At 64.9% G+C, this 17,507-nt stretch carries 16 protein-coding genes; 6 read left to right on the forward strand and 10 right to left on the reverse strand.

The annotated features are described in order from the left end of the window. Positions 1-42: 42 nt before the first annotated feature. Positions 43-1,077, reverse strand: a complete 1,035-nt coding sequence (locus tag C4B30_RS04695) for a rod shape-determining protein (RefSeq protein WP_105131893.1) — start codon at positions 1,075-1,077, stop codon at positions 43-45. Between the two features lie 271 nt (positions 1,078-1,348). On the opposite strand from C4B30_RS04695, the gene C4B30_RS04700 reads away from it, so the two are divergent. Then, the gene (locus C4B30_RS04700; RefSeq protein WP_105131943.1) at positions 1,349-3,760 is read left to right on the forward strand and encodes a patatin-like phospholipase family protein; all 2,412 of its coding nucleotides are present in this window, start codon (positions 1,349-1,351) and stop codon (positions 3,758-3,760) included. A gap of 102 nt (positions 3,761-3,862) precedes the next feature. On the opposite strand, the gene C4B30_RS04705 is transcribed toward C4B30_RS04700, so the two are convergent. Both C4B30_RS04705 and C4B30_RS04710 read right to left on the reverse strand, forming a co-directional pair. Further along, positions 3,863-4,993, reverse strand: a complete 1,131-nt coding sequence (locus C4B30_RS04705) for an ATP-binding protein (protein WP_027781188.1) — start codon at positions 4,991-4,993, stop codon at positions 3,863-3,865. Positions 4,994-5,057: 64 nt separating this feature from the next. Further along, positions 5,058-5,768 carry a response regulator gene (locus C4B30_RS04710; protein WP_105131894.1) on the reverse strand — a complete coding sequence of 237 codons (711 nt, stop codon included), beginning with the start codon at positions 5,766-5,768 and terminating at the stop codon, positions 5,058-5,060. 219 nt (positions 5,769-5,987) lie between these two features. On the opposite strand from C4B30_RS04710, the gene C4B30_RS04715 reads away from it, so the two are divergent. Then, entirely contained in the window at positions 5,988-6,902 is a 915-nt protein-coding gene (locus C4B30_RS04715) for a glutaminase (RefSeq protein ID WP_105131895.1), read from the forward strand. A 304-nt stretch (positions 6,903-7,206) separates the two neighbouring features. On the opposite strand, the gene C4B30_RS04720 is transcribed toward C4B30_RS04715, so the two are convergent. The 5 genes from C4B30_RS04720 to C4B30_RS04740 form a co-directional block, all read right to left on the reverse strand. Beyond that, positions 7,207-9,348 (reverse strand): hypothetical protein, encoded by a 2,142-nt coding sequence (locus C4B30_RS04720; protein ID WP_027781191.1) that lies wholly within the window; start codon positions 9,346-9,348, stop codon positions 7,207-7,209. Positions 9,349-9,878: 530 nt separating this feature from the next. Continuing rightward, entirely contained in the window at positions 9,879-10,094 is a 216-nt protein-coding gene (locus C4B30_RS04725; RefSeq protein ID WP_105131896.1) for a hypothetical protein, read from the reverse strand. Positions 10,095-10,199: 105 nt separating this feature from the next. After that, positions 10,200-10,454, reverse strand: a complete 255-nt coding sequence (locus tag C4B30_RS04730; protein WP_199779041.1) for a hypothetical protein — start codon at positions 10,452-10,454, stop codon at positions 10,200-10,202. A gap of 321 nt (positions 10,455-10,775) precedes the next feature. Then, complete coding sequence (locus C4B30_RS04735) at positions 10,776-11,147, reverse strand: DoxX family protein (protein ID WP_105131897.1); 372 nt, start codon at positions 11,145-11,147, stop codon at positions 10,776-10,778. A 140-nt stretch (positions 11,148-11,287) separates the two neighbouring features. Then, complete coding sequence (locus tag C4B30_RS04740; protein WP_105131898.1) at positions 11,288-12,160, reverse strand: NmrA family NAD(P)-binding protein; 873 nt, start codon at positions 12,158-12,160, stop codon at positions 11,288-11,290. Positions 12,161-12,417: 257 nt separating this feature from the next. Between C4B30_RS04740 and C4B30_RS04745 the strand changes: the two genes are divergently transcribed. The 3 genes from C4B30_RS04745 to C4B30_RS04755 all read left to right on the forward strand — a co-directional run bounded on the left by C4B30_RS04745 (position 12,418) and on the right by C4B30_RS04755 (position 15,277). After that, the gene (locus tag C4B30_RS04745; RefSeq protein ID WP_089502131.1) at positions 12,418-12,837 is read left to right on the forward strand and encodes a winged helix-turn-helix transcriptional regulator; all 420 of its coding nucleotides are present in this window, start codon (positions 12,418-12,420) and stop codon (positions 12,835-12,837) included. A 156-nt stretch (positions 12,838-12,993) separates the two neighbouring features. Beyond that, the gene (locus tag C4B30_RS04750) at positions 12,994-13,632 is read left to right on the forward strand and encodes an isochorismatase family cysteine hydrolase (protein WP_027781195.1); all 639 of its coding nucleotides are present in this window, start codon (positions 12,994-12,996) and stop codon (positions 13,630-13,632) included. A gap of 121 nt (positions 13,633-13,753) precedes the next feature. Further along, a complete protein-coding gene (locus C4B30_RS04755; protein WP_105131899.1) occupies positions 13,754-15,277 on the forward strand; it encodes an FAD-dependent monooxygenase in 1,524 nt (507 codons plus the stop codon). 156 nt (positions 15,278-15,433) lie between these two features. On the opposite strand, the gene C4B30_RS04760 is transcribed toward C4B30_RS04755, so the two are convergent. Next, positions 15,434-16,165, reverse strand: a complete 732-nt coding sequence (locus C4B30_RS04760) for a ribonuclease T2 (RefSeq protein WP_027781197.1) — start codon at positions 16,163-16,165, stop codon at positions 15,434-15,436. Between the two features lie 35 nt (positions 16,166-16,200). Here C4B30_RS04760 and C4B30_RS04765 point away from each other — a divergent pair, with 35 nt between their 5' ends. Then, complete coding sequence (locus C4B30_RS04765; protein WP_234015383.1) at positions 16,201-16,785, forward strand: OsmC family protein; 585 nt, start codon at positions 16,201-16,203, stop codon at positions 16,783-16,785. 78 nt (positions 16,786-16,863) lie between these two features. Here the strand turns inward: C4B30_RS04765 and C4B30_RS04770 are convergent, their stop codons facing one another. After that, complete coding sequence (locus C4B30_RS04770) at positions 16,864-17,436, reverse strand: hypothetical protein (RefSeq protein WP_027781199.1); 573 nt, start codon at positions 17,434-17,436, stop codon at positions 16,864-16,866. Positions 17,437-17,507: the final 71 nt, after the last annotated feature.

The raw sequence follows: 17,507 nt of genomic DNA on the forward strand, positions 1-17,507 counted from the left end.
TCGAAAGAATGCGAATGGCCGCGCCACGCGGCCCGGACCGATTCAATCGGCCGGGCACATCGCGAGCCGCCCCATCGCCTCGCCGGCGCCGCGCACCGCGCAGGTGGCCGGCTCGTCGGCGACCCGTGCGACCAGCCCGGTCTCGTCGTACAGCAGGCGTTCGAGATCGGCGAGCAGCGCGCCGCCGCCAGTGAGCACCACGCCGCGATTCGCGATATCGGTCACGAGTTCGGCCGGCGCGTTTTCCAGCACCGACTTCACCGCGCCGATCACCTGCTTGAGCGGCGCGGCCAGCGCATCCGCGACGTCGTGATTGGACAGCTCGACCGAACGCGGCAGGCCGTCGCCGATGCTGCGGCCGACGGCACGGGTCGACGTGCGCGGCACCGCGCGGGTGGCCGAGCCGATCGTCTTCTTCACGTGCTCCGCCGTCTGCTCGCCGAGCAGCACGCCGTACAGGTTGCGGACATGGTTGACGATCGCCGCGTCGAACTGGCTGCCGCCGACGCGAATCGCCTCGCGGTACACGATGCCGCCGAGCGCGATGACGGCGACTTCGGTCGTCCCGCCGCCGATGTCGATGACCATCGAGCCGACCGGCTCGGTCACCGGCAAACCCGCGCCGAGCCCGGCCGCGAGCGATTCCTCGATCAGTTCGACCTCCGATACGCCGGCCGCGAACGCGGCCTCGCGGATCGCGCGGCGCTCGACGGCCGTCGCGTCGGACGGCACGCACAACGTGACCTCGACGCGGCGGCCGAAGCGCGAGCGGGTGCGCGACATGTCGATGAAGCTGCGGATCATCTGTTCGGCCGCGTGCGCGTCCGCGATCACGCCGTGCCGCATGGGGCGCACGGATTCGAGATGCCCCGGTTCGCGGCCGAGCAACGCCTTCGCGAGCTCGCCGACGGCCTCGAGAATCGGCCGCGCGTCGCTTGCGCCGCCCTTGCGGAAGCAGACGACCGACGGCTGGTTCAGCACCACGCCGCGTTCGTGCGTATAGATCCGCGTACTTGCCGTTCCCGGGTCGATCGCAACGGGTTGCGAAAACAACTTTCCGAACAGCGGTGTCGACATATCAAACCTTTGTGAGGGAACGGGCCGGGACAGCCGCGCCGCACTTTTTGCCGCGCGTCCATGCCGCCCCATCACGAGCTTAGCGGCAAATCGTTCCGATACTTTAGGCAATTCCCGTGATTTTTTCGCGACGAAATTGCCGAACGTGGCGTTTCGGGCACGTCCGGCTACGCAACGGCCTCTCGCGTTGGGCCTGTAAAACACGGTAATCTCTCGGTCTTGCCTGCTCCCGGCAGGCCTCAGACGCACGATCACGCCAGGTATGTTCACCATGACAGCGACCGTTTTCTTCCGCTGGGCGCCGGTGCGCCCGCTCTGCACGGCGCTCATTGCCTTCTGGTGCTGCACGGTCGCCGCCCAACCGCTGCCGGCCACCGAATCCGCCGCTGCCCGGACCGTTGCCGCTGCCGCCAACGCCCCGGCCGCCGCCGTGCCCGCCGTGCCCGCCGCGTCGACGCACACCTGCACGGCCGACGGCGGCCCGGCCGGCCGCCCGTCGATCGGCCTCGTGCTGTCCGGCGGCGGCGCGCGCGGCTACGCACACCTCGGTGTCCTGAAAGTGCTGGAGGACAACCGGATTCCGATCGACTGCATCGCGGGCACCAGCATGGGCGCCGTGGTCGGCGGCCTGTACGCGAGCGGGATGGCGGCCGACGAGATGCAGAAGCGGCTGTCGGAAGTCAATCTGGCGGATATCGCGTTCGACGTGACGGACCGCGCGGACCTGCCGCAAACCAGCCGGGAAGACGAACGCCTGTATATCAACGGGCTGACGCTCGGCTTCGGCAAGAAAGGCGTCAAGGCGCCGGTCGGCCTCGTCCAGGGCAATCGGCTGCAGGCGCTGCTCGCGAACTGGACGGCCGCCGTGCCGACCAACCAGCCGTTCGACCTCCTGCCGATCCCGTACCGCGCGGTCGCGACCGACCTGCAGACGGGCCAGATGGTCGTGCTCGACCACGGCTCGCTGCCGCTCGCGATTCGCGCGAGCATGGCGATGCCGGGCCTGTTCGCGCCGGCCGAGATCAACGGGCACGCGCTGGTGGACGGCGGGCTCGTGAGCAACCTGCCCGTCGACACCGCGCGGCAGATGGGCGCGAACATCGTGATCGCCGTCGACATCGGCTCGCAACTGCGCCCGCTCGACGCGCTCGCGTCGCCGGCCGACGTGATGCAGCAGATGGTCGGCATCCTGATCCGCCAGAACGTGACCGCGCAGCGCAAGCAGCTCGACGCGCAGGACGTGCTGCTCACGCCGAACCTCGGCTCGCTCGCGTTCACCGATTTCCAGAACGCGAAGCAGGCGATTGCCGCCGGCGAGGTCGCCGCGACCGCGGCGCTGCCGAAGCTGCGGCGTTTCGCGCTCACGCCGGAACAGTACGCGGCCTACCGGTCCGCGCACGCGCAGCCGCTGCCGCCGCCGATCCGGATCACGCGCATCGACATCAAGACCAGCGGCGGCGTGCCGAAGCGCGTCGTCAGCAACGCGCTGCATGTGAAACCCGGCGACATCTACGATCCGAAGACCGTCAGCCAGGATCTGCTCGGGCTCACGACGGGCGGCAACTTCGAGAGCGTCACGCAGCAGATCGTGAGCCGCGGCGACGACAACGTGCTCGAGATCGACGCGCGCGAGAAGTACTGGGGGCCCAACTTCCTGCTGTTCGGGCTCGGCATGTCGAGCAGTTCGACCGACGAAGGCGGTTTCCGCCTGCACGTCGGCTACCGGCGGCCGTGGCTCACCGAATCGGGGCTCGAATTCCGCGCGGACACGACGATCGGCAGCGACCTGCAGTCGGCCCGCGTCGAATTGCGCCAGCCGCTGTCGTCCGCGTACGGTGTGTACCTGTCGCCGTACGCGGAATACCAGCGTCGCTATGCGAACCTGTACGACGACTCCGGCGACGTGAAGATCACGCAGTATCTGATGCAGACGGCACGGGCGGGAATCGATCTGGGCCTGCCGATCGCGCGGCTCGGCGATTTCCGGATCGGCCTCGGTTACGTGACCGGGCACGGCTCGCCGACCTACAACTTGCCGTTCGACAACGGCAGCGGGCAGACGCTGCTGTGGCCGAGCTTCACGTCCCAGGCGCTGATCGCGCGGGCGCGGTTCGTGATCGATCAGCTCGACGATCCGATGTTCCCGCGCAAGGGTTATTTCGGCGAACTGCGAATCGAACGCTCGCTCGTGTCGCGCAACGGCGGCTCGGCACAGGCATTCGACGACGGGATCAACAACGCGCCCTATACCGAGATCTACGGCAAGGCGATGATCGCGCAGCAGTTCGGCCGGCACAGCGTCAGCGCGACGATCGAAGGCGGCAAGAGCATCGGCGGCACCAACCTGATCAACGCGTTCAACTTCACGCTCGGCGGCTTCCAGCATCTGTCCGCCTATGCGGCCGATCAGCTGAACGGCAACGAGCTGGCGTACGGGCAGGTCACGTACATGAACCAGTTGATGACGTTCAACGCATCGCCGATCAAGGCGCTGTCGGTGGGCGCCAGCGCGGAAGTCGGCAACGTCTGGTCCAGCGGCCAGCAGATCGGCGGCGGCGCGCTCAAGCAGAGCTACACGTTCTTCACGAGCCTGTCGACCGCGTTCGGGCCCGTCTACATCGGCGTGGCGCTCGCGCCCGGCGGCCGACGCAACTTCTACCTGCAGCTCGGCCGCACCTACTGAGCATGCGCGGATGCCGCTTCGGCGGCATCCGTGGCGTCGGTGCGCTCGCCGGCAGCCTTCGTCGTCACGATTGCCGCGGATCGGTCCTCGCGCAGCGTAGCCCTAGACCGGCCAACTGATCTCGAAGCGCGCGCCGCCGAGCTCGACCGGATCGACGACCGCGATCCGGCCGTTGTGCGCGTGGAGCACCTGCCGCGTGATCGACAGGCCGAGCCCGTAGCCGCCGGTGCGACGATCGAGGCGCACGAACGCGTCGAAGATCCGTTCGCGCTCGCTCTCGGGCACGCCGGGGCCGTCGTCCTCGACGAAGATCCCGATATTGCCGTGCACGAGCGAGATCCCGACGACGATCCGCGATTTCGCGTACTTGCTCGCGTTGCGCAACAGGTTGCGCATCGCATACGACATCAGCCGCCGGTCCATCTTCACGCGCAAATCCGCCCCGATCGCGATACGCGACTCGATCGCACGGTCCGGATACAGCAGTTGCGCGTCGTTCACCTGGTGCTCGAACCATGCGACCGGCGCGGTCATCTCGATGTTCGACTGCAGCGAGCTGTATTCGAGCCGGGCATACGTGAGGCTCATGTCGATCAGCTCTTCGAGCTCGGTCACGTCCTGCGCGATGCTCTCCAGCGCGCCCTGGTATTCGGCCGCCGAACCCGGTTCGCGCAGCATTTCGAGCGCGAAGCGCACGCGCGCGAGCGGCGTGCGCAGTTCGTGCGAGATCCCGTTCGTCAGATCGCGCTGCGCGGCGATCAGCCGCTCCATGCGCATCGCGAGCGCATTCAGCGTGCGCGCGAGCGGGCCGATGATCACGCTGTGCGATTCGCGCGCGCGCGTGTTGAAACGGCCGCCGGTGAAGTCGATCGCGCGCTCGCGCACCATCACCAGATCCGACCAGACCGGCCGCATCCACCGGTACGCGGCGAGCGCGGGCGCCGTGAACACGAACGCCAGCACGATCCAGATGTCGCCCGGCAGCGAGTCGAACGCATGCCACACGACCTGCGGCGACAATTCGACGCACAGCGCAAGCGCGGGCACCAGCGCGGTCAGCAGGACGAGGCCGAGCAGATGCAGGTAGGTGCGCACGTACAGGCGCGACCAGCTCGGAATGCGGTCGGCGCGCGTGTCGGTCCATGCGCGACGGAAATGCAGCCAGCGCCATTTGACGTAGCGCAGCGTCGGCAGCGGCGGCGCATCGGGGTGCGAACGGGTGGGTCGGATCATCGCGGCTCCCGGCCGGCGGGCGAAATGCCCGCGCGGAACGTGACGGCGTCGCGCGACGGCGGCGTCATTCCCACGCGTGCTTGCTGAATTGATAACCCTTGCTGCGGATCGTCTTGATCCGCTGCGGGTTGCTCGCGTCGTCGCGCAGCTTGCGGCGCAGCTTCGAGATGCGGCCGTCGATCGTGCGGTCGAGACCGTCGAATTCGACGCCGCGCAGTTGCAGCATCAGATCGTCGCGGCTGACGACTTCGCCCGCATGACACACGAGCGCCCACAGCAGGTCGAATTCGGCCGACGTCAGGTCGGGCGTGCTGCCGTCGGGCAGCATGACGGTGCGGTCGGTGCGGTCGATCGAGAACTTGCCGAACGCGTAGCGCTCCGGCTGCGGCGCGGTGCTCTCGGCCGCGCGCGCGGGGGCGCGGCGCAGTTGCGCCTTGATCCGCGCGAGCAGGATGCGCGGCTCGACCGGCTTGTGCACGTAGTCGTCCGCGCCGAATTCGAGGCCGAGCAACTCGTCGAACGGCTCGTCGCGCGCCGTCACCATGATGATCACGCCGTCGTACTGCTTGCGCGCCTCGCGGCAGATTTCGAAGCCGTCCTTGCCCGGCAGGTTCACGTCGAGGATGACGAGATCGGGACGAATGGACAGGATCGCCGGCACCGCGGCGTCACCATGCAGCACGGTATCGACTTCATAGTCGTTCTTGCGCAGGTAGCCGGCGATCAGCGTGGACAAGCGGGTGTCGTCTTCGACGAGCAGGATGCGAAAAGACATGGGCGGCGGTCGAGTCATCGGGAAAGCCGCGGCGGCGCCGGCCGGTGCCGGACGCCGGCCCTCGGCCGAAACGTACCGCATGATACTGCGCCCGCCGCTCGCCCGTTTGCCGGTCTTGAAAATAAGGGCGCGATTCCGGCCGCGCTTGACGAATCGGCGCCGGGACGGTTCCATACGGGCTCGCCGGAATCCGGCCATGCCTCTACCCTGCCTGACGCGATGAATTACCAGACGATCCTCGAACGCATCCATACCGAACTCGCCCCCTGGATTGGCCAGGGACGAGTGGCCGACTACATTCCCGAACTCGCGAAAGTGCCCGCCGACAAGTTCGGGATGGCCGTCGTGACGCTCGACGGAAACGTTTACACGGTCGGCGATGCGCATGAACGCTTCTCGATCCAGAGCATCTCGAAGCTGTTCGCGTGCACGCTCGCGTTCCAGTTGCTGGGCGACGAGCTGTGGGAACGGGTCGGCCGCGAGCCGTCCGGCACCGCGTTCAATTCGCTGGTCCAGCTCGAAAGCGAGCGCGGCAAGCCGCGCAACCCGTTCATCAACGCGGGCGCACTGGTCGTCACCGACGTGCTGTGCCGCCGCTTCGTGAAGGCCGAGACTGCGCTCGTCGAATTCGTGCGGCGGCTGATCGGCGCGAACGACATCGACTACGACTCGCGCGTCGCGCTGTCGGAGTTGCAGCACGCGGAGCGCAACCGCGCGATGGCGCACTTCATGGCGAGCTTCGGCAACATGCAGATGCCGCCCGATACGGTGATCGACGCGTATTGCCGCCAGTGCGCGATCACGATGAACTGCGTCGAGCTCGCCGGCGCCGCGCTGTTTCTTGCGAACGGCGGCGTCGCGCCGGCGACCGGCGAGCGGATCATCGATTCGAGTTCCGCGAAGCGGCTGTCGGCGCTGATGCTGACCTGCGGCACCTATGATGCGGCCGGCGATTTCGTGTACCGGGTCGGGCTGCCGGCGAAGAGCGGCGTCGGCGGCGGGATCGTCGCGGTGCTGCCGGGGGAGATGGCCGTGTGCGTGTGGGCGCCGGGGCTGGATGCGAACGGGAATTCGTTGGCGGGGACGCTGGCGTTGGAGTGGTTGACGACTTATACGGGGAGGTCGATTTTTTGAGGGGGCGAAGTTAAGCGTGCCTCATTTGGCACAATGGCGGCAGATTTACATTGGCGCGCACGGGCACGCTCAATGGGGAACTCAGCCATCGGCAGCAATCGACCCAAAGCCGACGTTCGATGCTTGTGCGCGGCTATGACCGCTCTCGAATTTGAGCGGCCATGCGTGGAGGCGCGCTGCCAGTTGCAGCATTCCACAGGGCGCCGTGGCCATATCGAACGTTGAGCGCGTCCGCTTGAGTTGGAATCTGGTTCGCCTAACTCCCGCTGCCACTATCGTTCTGATGTCCGGTCGGAGTTTGAGGTCATTCAACTCTCCCCAGTGTTTCGGCGGTGATTTTGAGTAGCTCGACCGCGTCCGTCGCCAGCGGAATCTCAACGCGATAGCTACCATCCGCGGCACGCCACGGAAATATGCCGAATTGCCAGAGAAGCCGCTCGGTGTGCCGATTCAAAGCAAGGAACTCATCGAAGCTGGTCCACTCGCCTCGTCGGCTCCATAGCTCAGCCAGTTGGCGGTGGTAAGTATCGAACCAGTTACGTAAGCCCGTCTCTTCAAGAAGAGCGACAAGCTCCGGTTCATCGTCCAATGGCGCGGTGCCCAGCCCATCGCAGTGGCCGAGAAGATTGCCAGCGTGCTCAAGGACGAAAGCGAGGCGCGGAAGTATCTCGTGAAAGAGCAGAACCAAGTCACCATGCTGACGGTAGGCTAGCCGCGCGGACGGAACTCTCTCCTTGGCCTCAAGTAGACCGTTTGCGAGAACCTCGGCTTCGGCTTTGCCGTGGGCGCGATTGAAGGCCGCGGCGGCCCGCGACGCGAAATACCCATTCCAACCCGGGTAGGCCCCCACCTGCATGTCGTGGCCGAAGCTGTCTTTGAAGGGCTTCAGCAAGATGCCAGGAAGCGCATCGTCGAAAATCTGGGTACAGCCGATGAGCGCCAGTTGTTTGACGAGCGCATGCACGGCGACGGGGCGATAGAATGTGTCTTCCCTCACAAGTTCGCGAGCGAGCCCACCGTTCATCACGACGTGCCCCTTGACGACGCCATCACGAAGGACTGAGGGTGACTGCGCAATGCCGACACCCAATTCTGATTGGTAGGTTTCGAGGGGCTTGGTTGTTGGGAAGCCGCGATCGAGGGTGCGAAGCGCTTCGGGATAGTTGTCGGCGAACGTGATACCGTCGAGGCGGTCCAGCGGTATCGTCCAGCATGCCTCGCCTACGATCTGAGCGGTTGCTTCGGCGATCCTGTTGCGCGTGGAGTTATCGAAGTCGCCACGGAAGACAATCGCGATTGAACGAGGTACTTTGCGTGACGGCCGGTGGGTATCAGAATTGATTTCCGATCGAATGGCGTGTTCACCAGTGGGTGGTAACGCGGACTGCGGGCTCGGAAATAGTTCATAGACGCCGCTTCGAATTGCATCCTCTACCACGGTGAGCGCACGACAGCCCAAGGTGGGCAGGAGACTTTCCAGCTCGACTGACCGAGATCCGCTTAGGAAGTAGGTTTGACAGCACGCGGCCGCGGCCGCGTTGAATGCAGTAACGTCGACTGGCGGGGTGTCTGGCAAACATCCAACCAATAGTACCCTTGAACTTAGCGGCAGGATGACGGTTCGGACCTCATCCGGATCAGCCATCATCAGCGGTTTCCAGTCGCCACCCGCCTCACGAGCGAGTGCAACACAATCGGGAAGAATGAGATCGTTTTTCGCCTCGTCGACGCGCCACTCGAACGCACCGAGCGACTGGACACGTGGATCAGGCGCCATGGAGGCGGCGAGAGCTTTGTTATGACCGTCGCGAGCCAAGTTCGGTGCCTTCTCCTCAAGCTGCTCGAGCGTGCACATCAATGGAGCGAGATACCCGGTGGCAGCCGATTCGAAATTTTCCTTCGCAAGGAAGAACGCAACCCTCTCTAGCACTGGTTCAGGAAGGCCGAGCTGTGCAAGCGTTGAGTTCTTGTTGAGTGTGTCACCGAGGCGTTCGTGAAAGCGGTCGGTTGGCTCGGGTTCATCTAAGCCCAAAAGCCTTAAGACGGTATCCTGATTCCCAAAGATTGTCCGTGCGTGATTTGCAATGCTCCGCACCGCTTGAGCGAAAGTACCGCGCAAATGCGCGTTTCGAGTCGTGAGGTGTGCCACCACCTCTGCCGCGACTGCCGAGGGAGCCACGGCGCCTATCGGGACTGCGCGAAGCGCCGCGACCAACTGACGGAGACGGTTCTCGTAGTCGGTTATGTGATCGTCAAGCGTTTTACTGCCGTCGGTCGCCAGTCGGGAATAGAAATAGCCCTCAGCTGCCACACGATCGATGCCGGAGATGAAGGGGGCCGTCCGACCACGTCGATAGACGTAGACCTGCTGAACACCGTCGGCCCTCGGAATGAGGAAGCCGCGGAGGAATAACTGCGGAATCTCGTGCTGAACTTTTCCGGCCATGGTTGCGCGATTTAGGTTATTGGTCCTCGGACCACGTAAGCGAACTCTAGCGTAGAAACGATGGGAAGATGGTGCATAGCAACACGACGTACCGTTCGAGGCGCTCCGGCGGTGAGAGACGGTATTGCATGGAAACCGTCACTGCGCGCGTGCCCGTATTGAGAGATTGGTGAATGCTTTAGCCTGAGATACAGCGGTCTGAGTTAGTTGAAGGTGCTCACGCTGGCAGTCGGTGATCGCGTAATTCTCGTTTGAGTCGCGATCGTTTCATTTCGGCCGTTGCATACCCTTCACGGCGAGAGGGCCGCTTTACGTTGCCGCGCTGCCGTTTGAGTGTCCGGGTGCACTTCCGGCAAGATGACCGCACTTGGCCGCTACCCGCCAAACGTAACGGACGGCTGTCGACCCGAAGCGGTCCGTGGGAATTCTAAAAAGCGGACGCTGGTCACCGAGACACGTTGTCTAATGCTGGACTGACCCAAGCAGCCCCAACGCACGCCCAGATGAGCTGTTAGGATTTTGCAAGGCGGTCATTGCAGTGAATCCAGGCCGAACTGCTCGACTAGGTCGGGGAAGCCAAGCGACGTTGCGACCCTGGCAAAGGCACTGCGCTCTGCTGTCGATGCGACTGCAAGTGCAGATGCGATCTCCTCAAGTGCGTTCACGTCGTCGTCCTCAGTGTGCAAGTTGCCCCGCTGATCGATGTACTTAACGGCGAGTACCAGTGCCTTGGCTAGTGCATCCATGTCTGCCTTCAAAAGACCTAATGTGATGTGAAACCCGTGCACTGAAGAACGCGATTTGTGACAAATTTCCAACGACCGCTTCTGGCCTATACGGATATTCGCCCATCAGCCTGATTGAAGGTTGGCTACGCAATCGTTGATTGCCTGTGCGAACAGCGGGTTGGATAAATCGATACCGACACGCGCTAGCGATAGCAACAATTGCTCGCCGCCTTCAACAACCCCTACGATGCGCCCGTTTTCGATCGGATCGCTGAAGCTGGGGAGTGCTTCCGGCAAGTCGGATTCGATACTTGCGATTCCGGCTTCAACCCTGAGATCGATTCCGAACGGTAGCAAGAATTCTCGAGTGTTGTTCATATCTGCTATCTCCACGTCGTCTGAAGCCTCATTGTTGACGATCTCGGACCACCGTCGACTGACCCTAGTTGGCCAATTCGGTCGTCGAAGGCGGCGCGACACCGACCCGCACAGTCTGCCCCGCAGGAGTCTCTGTCACTTCATATTGCAGGAGTGCGGGGACGCTGGCGTTGGAGTGGTTGACGACTTATACGGGGCGGTCGATTTTTCGATGCGTCGAAGTCAGGCGCGCCTCCTCTGACACAACGCGATTTGCAACCAACAACCGATTCCCAACAGCACCTTCAGCATGCTTTCCAGCGTTTGACGGCCGCATAAAACTCAAGCTCTTGCCACAGACCCGACGGCGAGCCGCCTGCGCCAGGTGATCCAGCCGACCCCACTCGATAGTATCGCCGCGACGAGCGGCGCCACGCCATGCCCGTATTCGCCGTGGAACGCGACGGTCGCGAGCGCAGCCAGCATCACGGCACAGCCGAGCGCCGAACCCCACAGTCGCGTCCTCGTTCGCGCCAGCAGGATGGCGGCCGTGAGTTCCAGCGCGCCGGTGACGAAATGGAACCCCGGCGGATATCCCCACTTCAGGTATTCGTCGATGATGGATCGCGGGGCAACGATGTTGCTGAGCGATCCCACAACGAAAAAAGCCGCCAGCAACAACGGCAATACTTGGTGCCACGACATCCTGGACATTCGTCCTTTCTCCTTGTCTGATCCGCGTGCCGCCGTAAACCAGTGTGGCTGGCTCGTCGACGAGCCAGCCAATCACCGCTGACTGCCGCGGCTCGAAAAAGGCGGCCTACGCGCCCCGTTCTCGATGTGACTGCCCCGGTTCAAGTGTTGGCGGCCTTGTAGGCTGCCGCAAAGACGTCGCGAGGAAGCGTCGTGCCCCCGACGTGCTCCGTCCCGTCGACACCGAGGTCCATCCATCCCTCGTTGACGGCATCGAACATCGCTTCGGCCGGCCCGGTCTGGCCCTTCGGGATGCCGAACCGTTCGAATGCTGCCGGCCAATCGGCCCGGGGGATGGCGAAGGCCTTGACGTCGCGCTGCATGATTTCGCCCAGTTGGGCCGCGACCTGATCCGCGCTGAACATCGAGCCAAGCTCGACGACGCGATGCCCTGACCACGCCGGCCCGGTCAGCAGCGTCGCCACCTCGGCGCCGATGTCGTCGGTCGCGACCATGGTCGATTTCCGGCTCGTCGGGTTGTAGTAGACGGGCAGCGTGCCGCCTTGGGCGACGTGCAAGCCGTAAAGGAAGTTTTCGAAAAAACCGCCGGCTCGCACATAGGCAATCGGCAATGTCAGGTCGCGAAGCCCTTGCTCCAGAAGTGCCAGGGCCGTAATCATTCCCAACCCGCTGGTTCTGTCCGCCCCCATCGACGAGAGTGCGACCACCCGCGGCGGCGGTGCCTTGGTCAGCGCGTCGACATAGTTCGCGATCACACCCCTTGCTTCGCTGAAATCCGGCGACGGAGCCCAGATACCGGGCAGCATGACAAACGCGCCTTCCACCCCTTCAAGCGCCCGCGCGACTGCGTCCGCGTCGTTCCAGTCGCCTTCGATCAGTTCCACGCCTTCATCCGCCCAGTGCATCGCCTTGTCGCGATTCCGGACCAGCGCACGGACTTTCTTGGCCCGCGCCAACAGGTGTCGGGCCGTTGCACCGCCGACGCGTCCTGTGATTCCTGTTACCAAAAACATAGGTTTCTCCTGAAATCAGTATTGCCTTCGAGCATCGATAACTGACACTCGACCCAGGTAAAAGCCGCGGCAGCGCCTTCGATCCATGGCGAGCCGGGTGTCCGCCGGCACCTGAATATCGAAAGCGGAAAACAGGGGCCGGTATGAGAACTTCTCGAGGTACGGTCTAAGTTCGAGGGCAGGCCTATCATAGAGACCTGCGCCTCGCACCGTAAGGAGGCAGTTTTTTGTTACCAGAAGAGTTGAAGGGAACCCGAATGAGCGCTGCAGAGAATGCAATCGAAAGATTCGGCCGATATCAACGTCAGTCACGCGACGCCCAGTTCGCCCACTGTGCGGTTCGCGACGTGCTCGACCGAATCGGCGACAAATGGAGCATGCTCATGATCATGGAGTTGGCGACGCGATCGCAGCGCTTCGGCGAGCTTCGCCGATCCCTCCCCGACATTTCCAAGCGCATGCTGACGCAGACACTCCGCAATCTGGAGCGTGACGGACTCGTCACACGTCATGTTTTTCCCACCAAGCCGCCAAGCGTCGAATATCGTCTGGCTCCGCTCGGTCGATCGCTGCTGGACCCGATGGCGGCCCTCGTCGATTGGGCCGATCGAAGTTATGCCGACATCCATGCCGCACGCACGCGCTTTGACGGCGCACTCGCGGATGTCCCGCGCTAGATGCGCCACGAGGCCATACCAACTTGTTGAAACGCGGCACTGCCTCGAATGCCGGACGACTGGCGCGCGCCGTTTGCCGGATTCTTCTACTATCTGTCGCGCAAGCCCGATAAGGCAGCACCGAAAAATTGCCCGAGCTATTGGAGAACGTCGTTCATGAACGAGGAAAACGCATCGGATATCGACATGGCAACCCGCTCGCCCGCCAATGACGACAACGTGCACGCTCAGCCTTTCCCCATCACGCCATCAAAAACCGCGCTGCTCGTCATGCATTACCAGACCGACATCCTCGGCCTGTTCCCGTCGGTCGCGCCCGAGCTGCTCGCCAATACGCGCCGTCTCTGCGACGCGGCACGCGCCGCCGGCATCGGCGTCTGGTTCGCGAATCTCCGCTTCAGCCCCGGCTATCCGGAAGTCAGCCCGCGCAACAAGAACGGCCAGGGCATCAAGCAGCTCGGCCTGTTCATCGACGACGCCCCGTGCCCCGAACTGGCCAGGCAGCCCGACGAACCGCTGATCATCGCTCACCGCGCGAGCGTATTCTTCGGCACCGATCTGCAGGCACGGCTCGTCGCACAAGGCGTCGATTCGTTGATCATGGTCGGCATCGCGTCGACCGGCGTGATGCTGTCGTCGATCGCCCACGCGAGCGACGCCGATTTCCGCCTCTACACGGTCAAGGATTGCTGCTACGACCCGGACCCGGTGGTCCACGAGCATCTGTTCGCCACCGCGTTCGAATCACGTACGACAGTGCTGTCGCTCGCCGATGCGCTGCGGCTGCTGGCGTAACAAATCAGTCGTCAATGCAACGACATTCCATTACTTCGCCGAAGAGCGCGCAGTACCGACGCGTACCGCCCTCTCGATCACACCGGGCCGCCCTGGCCTGAAACCGAGCCCCCGATCCCCGATGAATCTGCCCGTGACCCATGATGTCGTGATTGCCGGCGCCGGCCCCGTCGGCCTGTTTCTCGCGTGCGAGCTGCGCGTTGCCGGCGTCTCCGTGCTGGTGGTCGAACAGGCGGACGAGCCGGAATCCCCGCTGAAGCATCTCCCGTTCGGCATGCGCGGCCTGTCCGCGCCGACGATCGACGCGCTCTACCGTCGCGGCTTGCTCGACGGCATCGCGCTGGCGCCCCATGCAAAGGACACCGCGCACTGGATGCGCCAGGCGCGTCGTCCGGCCGGCCATTTCGCCGGCATTCAGTTCTTCCACGACGACGTCGATGCGTCGCAGTGGCCGTACCATCTGCCCGGCCCGGCCGGCACGCACATGGCGACCGACATGGCGCGGGTCGAATCCGTGCTGACCGCCCGTGCGCACGCAACGGGCGTCGAGATCCGCCGCGGCCTTGCCGTCGAAGGCTTCGATCAGTCGGACGATGGCATCACGCTGTGCGCGGGCGGCGAAACATTTCGCGCACGCTGGCTCGTCGGCTGCGACGGCGGCCGCAGCGCGGTCCGCAAGGCCGGCCGCTTCGCGTTCACCGGCACCGACGCCGAGTTCACCGGCTACTCGATCGAAGCCGAGTTCGCCGATCCGGGCGCGCTGCTGCCGGGCCGTCACCACACGGCGGCCGGGATGTACACGTACACGCCGCCCGGAACCGTCGCGCTGGTCGAGTTCGACGGCAGCGCATTCCACCGGAGCGGGCCAGTGACGCTCGAGCATGCGCAGGCCGTCCTGCGCCGCGTGTCCGGCACCGCCGTCACGTTGACCGCGCTCCGGCTCGCCGCCACGTGGACCGATCGCGCGTACCAGGCATCGACGTACCGCAACGGCCGCGTGCTGCTCGCGGGCGATGCCGCGCACATCCACTCGCCGCTCGGCGGCCAGGGGCTCAATCTCGGGCTCGGCGATGCGATGAATCTCGGCTGGAAGCTGGCCGCGACGATCCGCGGCGACGCGCCGGACGGGCTGCTCGACAGCTACACGGACGAACGGCATCCGGTGGGCGCACGCGTGCTCGACTGGTCGCGTGCACAGGTCGCGCTGATGCGGCCGTCCCCGAGTTCGCGCGCGCTCGCGGCGATCATTCGCGATCTCGTCGACACGCGCGACGGCGCGACGTACTTCGCCGAACGCTTGTGGGGCGTGTCGCTCGCGTACGATCTCGGCGGCGGCCATCCGCTCGTGGGCCACGGCGTTCCCGACTTCGAACTGGCGGACGGCACGCGGCTCGGCGAACACGCCAGGCACGGCAAGGGCGTGCTGCTGGACTTCGATGCGAATCCATCGCTTCGGGCACTGGCAAACCGTTGGCGCGACCGGATCGCCTATATCGCGAGCGATGCGAAAGACCGGCTCGGACTGCGTGCAGTGCTGGTGCGCCCCGACGGCTTCGTCGCATGGGCCTGCGATGACGATGCGGACATCGACGCAGCCACGCAGGCGGCCACGCGGTGGTTCGGCGTGCCGTCCGTGACGCGTTGAGCGCAGCCGCGTGACGCAGGAAGCGGTCGTGTGTTGCCGACCGACGTACCTGCATGCGTGCCATCAACGGCATGCCCGAATGCCCATGCCGTCTGTCCTGGCGCGGCCCTGACCGCCGGCGACGTGCGCGATGTCGCGCACGTCAGCCGCCTCCCCTCACTTCGCGATGAACACACCCGACGTCGGGCACGTGCCCTGCGTATTGCCGTCCGTCACGAGCGACGCCGCGCTCGGAAACTGCGCGGTCGCATTCGTCTTCACCGCGATCCACGCTTCGGTGAAGTAGCTCACGCCGTTCGTCTTCGTGCACTTCAGCGACACCGCGCTGCGCGTGTTGCTGCCGAACGCGCCTTCGAACGCCGACAGCAACTGGTTACGCGTGACCGTCTTGCCCGCGTTCGCTTGCAGGAATGCGTTGAACGACGTGTTGCCCAACCGGCTGATCATGCCCGACGCCTGGTTCCAGTAAGCATCGGGCGTCGCCGAATTCGAACACGTGCCGTGCTTGAACCACTCGTGCTTGTCGAGACACGATGCGACGCCCGGCATGTACGTCGACAGCGTGTTGCGGGTCGCGCTGCTGATCGGGTATGCGTCCATGCTGCACCACTGGTGCGCGTTGTCGAGATCGATGTCGTTCTGGGGCACGCCGCAGTAGAACGGCTGATTGCCGTCGTAACGGTTCGGCCACATCCCGTGCAGCGACAGGCTCGTCGCCGCATACGAGCCGGCGAGGTTCGTGCATTCCGGTGTGTCGTGCGACGCGCAGAAGCCGGGCTCCCACGATGCGGCGAGCAACAGGTAGTCGTAGCTGGTCTGCGCGGCGGCGTGCAGTGAAACGGAAGCGACGGCGAGTGCGGCAGCGGCGCGGGCGAGCGTCTTGAGCATGGCGTGTTTCCTCGGAAAGGGCTTGCGGTCGCGGGATGCGCCGCAAGGTTGTCGAATGTCTGCCCATGATTGTTGCTGCCGCAACGTGGCACGAATGTGAAGGTGGACGAAAGAATTCGCGGGGCGCCGCCGACGCTGTTACAGCGGGTACCGGTACCGGTGATTGCCTTCCTTCGCGTGCGATGCCGGCATACGCTGTCGTCACTTTCATCCTGCAACGGAGCATTCTCATGGTGACGGCCACGCGGCTGGGCAAACCGTACTGCGTCGAGATCGGGAACGGGCGCAGCCTCGTGCGCTCGGACACGCACAAGGAAGGCATCGGCGGCGACGCCGGCATGCGGCCGCATGAACTGCTCGAAGGCGCGCTCGCGGCCTGCGTCCGCATGTCGGTCGACCTGGCCGCGGAGCGGGCGGGCATGACGCTGCCGACGTGTAGGGTCGACGTCGCCATCGAACGCCTCGATCGCGAAACCGGTTTCGACATCACGGTGCGCTTCGCGGCGCCGCTGTCGCAAGCGCAGCAAATACTCGTCAGCAACGCGGTAAAAGCCTCGCCGGTCGCCCGCACCCTCGGCAAGCCGATACGGATCGGCCCGGCCACGATCGCGCACGATTGAGCTGACCGCCACGGACGTTGCACCATCGGCGCCAGTGCGTCGCCGATCGAACGGCATGCGCTTACCGCACGTGATCGCTCAGGTGCCGAGCTGCGTGCACGCGCGCGCCGACGCTTCGGGGCCCTCGAGCGCGAGAATCTGCCACACGCCGATGCTGACGCGCTGGCGCGCCGCCGTCGACGCGTCGGCCAGCAACGCCTCGACACGCGGTGCGACATCGGGCGCCTTCTGCTGCAGCGCCGCGTGATGCCGCGCACGAGACGCCGGCCCGGATTCGTACACGTCGCAGAGGCGCACCATGCCGGCGAGGCCGGCCAGCGTATCGTCCTTGTCGATCGCTGCCGGCTCGACGGGCGCGAGCCCGTTACGCTCCGCCGGCGGCAGCTTGTTGCGCGCGCCTTCGTCGATCGCCGTGGCGGAAGCCGGCGGCAGGCCGCCGATCGCCGCGACGATCCGGCTGCCCGCGGCGATCATGTCGCCCTGGCACGTAATCTTCTCGGCGGCCGCGACGTTCGAACAGAACGACACCGACATCCGGTACACGTCGTTGCTCATGCGCGGCACTTCGTCCGTGCCCGCCTGCGCGAGGCCGGCGCTCGCCAGCGTCAGCGCGGCGGGAATCAGGATGCGGAACGCTCTCGTGTTGTTCATTGTCGTCGTCTGTGGGTGCTGATGGCGGGCAATATCGCCGGGCCGCGCGCAGGCGCCCCTCGTGATGCCGG

The organism is Burkholderia sp. BE12 (assembly GCF_002959955.1).
Taxonomy (GTDB): domain Bacteria; phylum Pseudomonadota; class Gammaproteobacteria; order Burkholderiales; family Burkholderiaceae; genus Burkholderia.

What these genes read in the sequence shown, in the direction of transcription:
- C4B30_RS04695 (WP_105131893.1), bottom strand. Translation starts at nt 1,077, where the DNA reads ATGTCGACACCGCTGTTCGGAAAGTTGTTTTCGCAACCCGTTGCGATC.
- C4B30_RS04700 (WP_105131943.1), top strand. Translation starts at nt 1,349, where the DNA reads ATGACAGCGACCGTTTTCTTCCGCTGGGCGCCGGTGCGCCCGCTCTGC.
- C4B30_RS04705 (WP_027781188.1), bottom strand. Translation starts at nt 4,993, where the DNA reads ATGATCCGACCCACCCGTTCGCACCCCGATGCGCCGCCGCTGCCGACG.
- C4B30_RS04710 (WP_105131894.1), bottom strand. Translation starts at nt 5,768, where the DNA reads ATGTCTTTTCGCATCCTGCTCGTCGAAGACGACACCCGCTTGTCCACG.
- C4B30_RS04715 (WP_105131895.1), top strand. Translation starts at nt 5,988, where the DNA reads ATGAATTACCAGACGATCCTCGAACGCATCCATACCGAACTCGCCCCC.
- C4B30_RS04720 (WP_027781191.1), bottom strand. Translation starts at nt 9,348, where the DNA reads ATGGCCGGAAAAGTTCAGCACGAGATTCCGCAGTTATTCCTCCGCGGC.
- C4B30_RS04725 (WP_105131896.1), bottom strand. Translation starts at nt 10,094, where the DNA reads ATGGATGCACTAGCCAAGGCACTGGTACTCGCCGTTAAGTACATCGAT.
- C4B30_RS04730 (WP_199779041.1), bottom strand. Translation starts at nt 10,454, where the DNA reads ATGAACAACACTCGAGAATTCTTGCTACCGTTCGGAATCGATCTCAGG.
- C4B30_RS04735 (WP_105131897.1), bottom strand. Translation starts at nt 11,147, where the DNA reads ATGTCCAGGATGTCGTGGCACCAAGTATTGCCGTTGTTGCTGGCGGCT.
- C4B30_RS04740 (WP_105131898.1), bottom strand. Translation starts at nt 12,160, where the DNA reads ATGTTTTTGGTAACAGGAATCACAGGACGCGTCGGCGGTGCAACGGCC.
- C4B30_RS04745 (WP_089502131.1), top strand. Translation starts at nt 12,418, where the DNA reads ATGAGCGCTGCAGAGAATGCAATCGAAAGATTCGGCCGATATCAACGT.
- C4B30_RS04750 (WP_027781195.1), top strand. Translation starts at nt 12,994, where the DNA reads ATGAACGAGGAAAACGCATCGGATATCGACATGGCAACCCGCTCGCCC.
- C4B30_RS04755 (WP_105131899.1), top strand. Translation starts at nt 13,754, where the DNA reads ATGAATCTGCCCGTGACCCATGATGTCGTGATTGCCGGCGCCGGCCCC.
- C4B30_RS04760 (WP_027781197.1), bottom strand. Translation starts at nt 16,165, where the DNA reads ATGCTCAAGACGCTCGCCCGCGCCGCTGCCGCACTCGCCGTCGCTTCC.
- C4B30_RS04765 (WP_234015383.1), top strand. Translation starts at nt 16,201, where the DNA reads ATGCGCCGCAAGGTTGTCGAATGTCTGCCCATGATTGTTGCTGCCGCA.
- C4B30_RS04770 (WP_027781199.1), bottom strand. Translation starts at nt 17,436, where the DNA reads ATGAACAACACGAGAGCGTTCCGCATCCTGATTCCCGCCGCGCTGACG.